Source organism: Algoriphagus sp. SE2 (genome assembly GCF_039563885.1).
Lineage (GTDB): Bacteria > Bacteroidota > Bacteroidia > Cytophagales > Cyclobacteriaceae > Algoriphagus.
The window spans coordinates 103,924-109,923 of sequence record NZ_JBCLWJ010000016.1 but is presented as its reverse complement, the minus strand read 5'-3'; the positions used below and the strand labels follow the sequence as shown (position 1 = coordinate 109,923).

General features: G+C 35.4%; 7 protein-coding genes. 2 read left to right on the top strand and 5 right to left on the bottom strand.

Going from position 1 to position 6,000, the window contains the following annotated elements:
• The 5 genes from AAGF08_RS17050 to AAGF08_RS17030 form a co-directional block, all read right to left on the bottom strand.
• On the bottom strand, positions 1–198 hold a 198-nt coding region (locus AAGF08_RS17050), incomplete at its 3' end, for a flavoprotein (RefSeq protein ID WP_343512542.1).
• Between the two features lie 5 nt (positions 199–203).
• Positions 204–518 (bottom strand): DNA-directed RNA polymerase subunit omega, encoded by a 315-nt coding sequence (locus AAGF08_RS17045; RefSeq protein WP_343512540.1) that lies wholly within the window; start codon positions 516–518, stop codon positions 204–206.
• Between the two features lie 23 nt (positions 519–541).
• Entirely contained in the window at positions 542–1,447 is a 906-nt protein-coding gene (locus AAGF08_RS17040; RefSeq protein WP_343512538.1) for an outer membrane protein assembly factor BamD, read from the bottom strand.
• Between the two features lie 67 nt (positions 1,448–1,514).
• The gene (locus AAGF08_RS17035) at positions 1,515–2,231 is read right to left on the bottom strand and encodes a T9SS type A sorting domain-containing protein (protein WP_343512537.1); all 717 of its coding nucleotides are present in this window, start codon (positions 2,229–2,231) and stop codon (positions 1,515–1,517) included.
• A gap of 166 nt (positions 2,232–2,397) precedes the next feature.
• Positions 2,398–4,041 (bottom strand): OstA-like protein, encoded by a 1,644-nt coding sequence (locus AAGF08_RS17030; RefSeq protein WP_343512536.1) that lies wholly within the window; start codon positions 4,039–4,041, stop codon positions 2,398–2,400.
• Between the two features lie 47 nt (positions 4,042–4,088).
• Between AAGF08_RS17030 and tilS the strand changes: the two genes are divergently transcribed.
• Complete coding sequence (gene tilS / locus AAGF08_RS17025; RefSeq protein ID WP_343512535.1) at positions 4,089–5,408, top strand: tRNA lysidine(34) synthetase TilS; 1,320 nt, start codon at positions 4,089–4,091, stop codon at positions 5,406–5,408.
• A 2-nt stretch (positions 5,409–5,410) separates the two neighbouring features.
• Positions 5,411–5,926, top strand: a complete 516-nt coding sequence (locus AAGF08_RS17020; RefSeq protein ID WP_343512533.1) for a cyclic nucleotide-binding domain-containing protein — start codon at positions 5,411–5,413, stop codon at positions 5,924–5,926.
• Positions 5,927–6,000 lie beyond the last annotated feature (74 nt).

Sequence of the window (6,000 nt, the reverse complement as noted above, 5' to 3'; positions counted from 1 at the left end):
CTTTTGGAATTGTACCAAAACAGGCTTCTTGGAAAGGGTTGCCAATGTGAGGGGGGTAATAAAATCAAGAGCAGAAGCGCTCATAATTATTTGCACTTCTGCTCCGGATTTAATGAGTAATCGAGTAAGATTGGCTGATTTGTACGCGGCAATACTACCGGTAACTCCCAAAATTATTCTTTTACCCTTGAGGCTCATATTGTTTACTCTGCAGACTCCTCATTAGGATATCTATAGTAGATTTTTCCTTCCAAAAACTCCTCCATAGCCATAGTGGATGGTTTTGGCATTCTTTCGTAAAATTTTGAAATCTCGATCTGCTCTTTGTTTTCAAAAACCTCTTCAAGATTATCTACTGTTGAAGCAAACTCAGAAAGTTTATTATTTAATTCTTCTTTTAAAGAGGAAGAAATTTGTTTAGCTCTCTGACCCACTATATGAAGTGATTCATATAGGTTTCCAGTCTGTTCAGCGATTTTATCTAAATCACGAGTAATAATTGACGGATTAATTGCCATATTTTGATCTATTTACGTTTCGTTTAATTATTATTTATCGGAGTTTCAAGAGTTGCCTTTTTTTCTGCTTCTTGTTGAGCCACTCTTTCAGCTACTTTCTTTTTCAACTCCAAATGATCCTGCATTTCCTCTCTGGCTTCTTCTTCAAAAATCTTCACCTTAGCTGTATAGCCGCTATTAGGATATTTTCTGTAGAAATTACCGGCAAATCTTAAAGCATCAGTTAATCTTTCCTCCTTCTTGGCATAAGCAGAATTTTCAGCATATCCTGTCGCTACCTCAACTAATTTGTAGGCTAATTCTTCGTTATATTTACTATCAGGATAGTCTTTCGCGAAATTCTGGAAATTCACTATACAAGCTCTATAGAAGTCTCCAGGATATAAACCGTCTTTCAAACGGTAATACATGGAAGACTCTTGATATGCTTTTTCTTCAAATCTTTTTTCCAAATCCCCAAGCATTTCCATAGCTCTTTCATAACTGGCAGAACCAGGAAATCTGGTTACAAATTGCTGAATAGCTGCAACAGCCTCCTGACTACTCTGTTGATCCAGATTATAATCAGGGGCATCAAGATATAGAGAATAAGCATGCATAAATAAAGCTTCCTCTGCCAATGGACTTCGATTATATGTCCTGAAGAAGTTATTGAAATAACCAGCAGCTTCTATATATCTTTTTGTCTTAAAATGACAATTTGCATAATTATAGTCAGCTAACTCGGCTTTTTCACTCCCTCTGATTACAGGTAAAACTTTATCATAAAGGATTATTGCCTTATTATATTCTCCCTCTTGATAATATTTATTAGCTCCTGCATAGAGTTCTTCCCAATTCGTGCTCTTCTCAAGCTTATTGAAAGGACCGCAGGCACTAGATATTAGTAGAATAAATAGAACGATAATGTTTTGTACGCGCATTTTCATTTTCAAGTCCGCAAATATACGGGATAATTATTCGGATTCAAATGTTGAGTAGAATGGTGAATGACTCTTACTTTTTGACAACGAGCTTCTTTGTCACTATATTTTTGTTGTCAACGAAAAGAGTGTAGAAATAAACTCCAGGATTGAAATCTGAAACATTAATCACCAATGAATTTCTATCTGGATCTAGCTGATATTCTGCAACAGGATTACCAATGAAACTATTAATCGAAATTTTAGCATTCGCTTCTGGGTTTTTCAATTGATAATCTAACTGAGCAATTCTATTACTAGGGTTAGGATAAATATCACTTAAAGTCAATTCTTTATAATCAAATTCGTCAACCTTTTTATTTGGATTTGAAACATCGTATCGAGCTTCAACCACAAAAGACTCTCTGATATTCTCAAGGTTGACAAAATTTAAATCAAAACTACCACGGGTTTCTACTATTCCCATTTCAAAATCCAAATACAAATCAGTCATTAATTCACCAGGAGCCAATGTAATTCTAATCTTAGCAAGATCTTTTCTTGGATCATAACAGTCATCACCAATACAAATCTTCACATGTTGAGAAGACCCAACATTTCCAGTTAAGTTTTTAAGGAAGTATGTTTTTGATTGAGATGACTCGTTCTGTAGTATTACAGTTTTTCTTATAGTTGAGTTCAAATCACCGGAGAATTCTAAGTCCTCACTCAACACGCGAACCTGCTGTGCTTCCGATAATAGCGGGAGCATCAGGCAAAGCCACATAAAAAATTTGAGAGAGTTATTCATGTAAAATTCTAATCAATAAGCGGTGTTTCCGTCAATATAGTACTCAATATACGTACAAAATTAGTTTGATGTTAATCTGAACAGAGAAAAATCCGGTTAATTCTTGTTAACCTTCATAAAATTTTTTTCAAAGTTGGACGTTGCCGCTTTTTATTGGATTTTAACCTTAATTAAAAACCATTTTCAAAGGCCTATACCCACGTTTCTTCATTTCATTCTCAATTTCTTTTTCAGTAGGAAGCCTAATTTCAACCTCAGGTATATTAAAAAGATTTTTTGCTCTAAGATCAATCTCTTTTGGAGTTCTCCATCTAAAAATTGTAGCCATATCAGGTTTCTCTTCAAACCTCCAATTAAACCCGGAAAGTTTTGAATTTTCATCGTCAAGATTCTGAAAAGGAATGAATCGCCCATCTGGTTTTATCCCATAATTAACTCGTTGTATCGCCCCGTCCTTAAATTTCAATTTAATGGTAGCGCTCAACGTTTTATTAGCTCCCTGAGAAACTGTGTCAGACTCCAATACAAAATATAATGATTCTCCATTTCCATCGATGTCCATCTGATTTATTTGTCCATCTTGAAAGTATCCCATCATTTTTCTCCCTTTCATTTGGTTGAAATTCAGAATGGTATCTTGTGTAATTATAAATGCATTGTCTTTCAGGTATACACGGTCCAAAGTTTCTTGCTCTATGTAAAAAGTCATGCTATCAGAAGAGATTTGGCTTTTTTGATTCCACATGACAGGATCTCGGAATAGCTGAATCGAAGAATCGTTGTAGTTGTAAACTAATGAATCCGCTTTCCCGGAAAGGTCGGACTTGACCAAATTAACAGAGCGGAAAGCAAGAAGAAACTTTGCAGAATCTATTTCATTGTCTTGGGAAATCAAGGAATCCGAAGTCATATACAAGGTGTCCTTTTCAAAGTACCTCCTTACCAGTGCATTCCCATAAACCAAGCTGTATTTTCTTTCTTCCCAATATTTTCCTACATCTCCAAAAATCTCCACTTCTCTTTCTTTATTCAATACCTGAACTTCCTCTTTTCCTTCATAATAGGCCAGGTTTTCATCGTAAAAAAGCTCTATTGCTTTAACCCTACTGGTTTCTGTCTCAACGATTCCATCAAAAAATCGAAATTGTTTTTTCTGAGTATCATAAAAACTACCATTTTGAGCATCTAACGTATTCCCTTCCTTAGACACCAAGTTTGTTAATCCTTTTGTCTCTGCTGTTTTGGGGATCGTCATATACACCAGGTCATTAGTTCTCATCGTATAATCCGGATTAACTAAAACCACATCATTCTCAAAAGTAATCCGCTCAATACTCACCTCGTATTTTCCTTTTTCGCTTGTTAGGACATTCACCGAATCTACTACTTTACCATCATTATAATAGTAGGCAATATTTTGGTCTCTATCGTAATCTAGGTAATCAGTGTACAGTGTTGTTTCTTGATTTGTAAAAACAACATTATTTCTAAGTTTTGCCAGCTTGATATTACCGTCATATTCTGCATAAGCACTGGTAGTTTTAACAGGATCTTCTTGATCCACAATCCTTACATTCCCAAACAACCTAGCTTTATTTGTAGCACGGTAAAAATGAGCTGAATCACAATAAATCAGTGAATTTTGATTTCTCATTTCTACATCGCCGATTAACCTCTCGAACCCATTTGCTCCCAACAACACATCCGCTTTCATTATTTCTAATGTAGACGAACCTTGGGCATTAACTTGAGAAACCCAAACAGTTAAAAAACTAAGAGCTAGAAAAAAACGGGAGAATTGATTGGTCATAAATTATTGGATGGGGCAAAATTAGCAGAAAATGATATTTTTGATCAATGATCGAAGCATTTATCAGTCATATCAAAAATAAGTCCTTATTAGATTTTAATAAGAATTATCTTCTTGCTTGCAGTGGGGGTCTAGACAGTGTTTGTCTTGGCCACCTCCTTCATAATTCTAAAATCCATTTTGAAGTTGCGCATGTTAATTTTCAGTTAAGGGGAAAAGAAAGCGATGATGATGAAAAATTCGTGAAGCAGTTGGCTGAGAGCTGGGGATCTTATTTTCATATTCTTCATGCCGAAACATCTAATGTAGTGGAAGAGAAACATATTTCTCCTCAAATGGCTGCAAGAGAAATCCGATACGATTGGTTTGACAAACTTCTAGAAACCAGAAATCTTGAAGGAATAATTATAGCCCACCATCAAGACGATCAATTGGAAACTATCTTCTTAAATCTTCTCAGGGGAACAGGCATAGAGGGATTATACGGTATGGCAGATAAAAGAGGTTTTTTGATTCGACCTTTATTGCCCTTTTCGAGAAAAGAAATCATGCAGTATGCCAAAGAAAATTCATTGAAGTGGAGGGAGGACAGCTCGAATACAAAAACTGATTACAAAAGAAACAAATTACGCTTGGATGTCTTACCTGTAATTTACGGAGCCTCAGAGGATTCAAGGGCAAATTTGATTACAAGCTTTAATAGGTTAAAAGATACAGGCCGGGCATTTTCAGGATTATTTGAATTATGGAAAAGTAAAAGTATTCTTGATCGCGATGGTTTTCAGACGCTTAAATTTGAAGACTTTATACATCTTGAAGGTACTATATCGATTCTTTACTTTTGGCTTCGTTCATATGGTTTCAATTCTGATCAGGTCCAAGAATTATATCAATCATGCCTTTCGGGAGAATCTGGAAAATTCTTTGAAAGTGCAGACTACATTTTGAACATAGATAGGAGTCAATTGATATTAGCTCCTAAATCCAAAAATTTTGACCCGATTGAAATATCTCGAAATGATCTTGATTTTATGATCCCTGAGGGGAAATACGAAATCCTTAAACTGACAGGGGAAGTCAAATTAGACAAGAGCAGTACAAATGCAATGTTGGATCTAGACCAATTAAATTTCCCTCTAACAATTAGAACTTGGAGAGAAGGTGATAGATTTATTCCTTTAGGTATGAAAAACAGCAAGAAAATCAGCGACTTTTTGATAGATTTGAAAATCCCGTTGGTCAAAAAGCAAGAGGTCAGAATATTGGAGTCAGGAGAAAAAATTGCTTGGATCATAGGATACAGAATTGCAGATTGGGCAAAGCATACAGCTGCTACCAGAAATACTTTATACCTGAAAAAACGGTAATTATGAGGAATCCATTTTCAAAAACCTACACCCCCGAAGAACATGAAATGTTTGATTTTCTCACACAAATCAAGTTTTTTGAAAGGATGAAGAATAAAGAAATGGCAAGATTTATTCCTGCTATGCATCACCGGAAATATAAGAGGGATGAGGTCGTGTTTTTCAGCAAAGATCCCAGCCAGGCCTTATATCTGGTCAAAAAAGGTCAGATCATCTTAACAATTGATGTTAAAGATAATTTTGAGACAATTTTAGAAGTGGGAAGAGGTGAGGCATTTGGAGAAAACTCACTTTTGGAGAATGCCAAGCGAACTTATACCGCTATCGTAGTTTCTGAAGAAGCGGATTTGATTGTAATACCTCATTCTGCTATTCAAGAAGTTTTTGATAGCAATCCAAAAATCAAAGCGAAAATAATGACTTCTCTTGCCGAGTATTACAATCAAAATAATCAAAGACTCTTTAAATCTTATCGAGAATCATTTGGGTTTTTCAGCCTCCGTCAAATGTTCGAATGAGATAGCTCAAAGCTTTCTTATTGCATTTATCAAAAATCCCCCTGCTCCAGACAAAGTATTCACTTAGTAGCTTC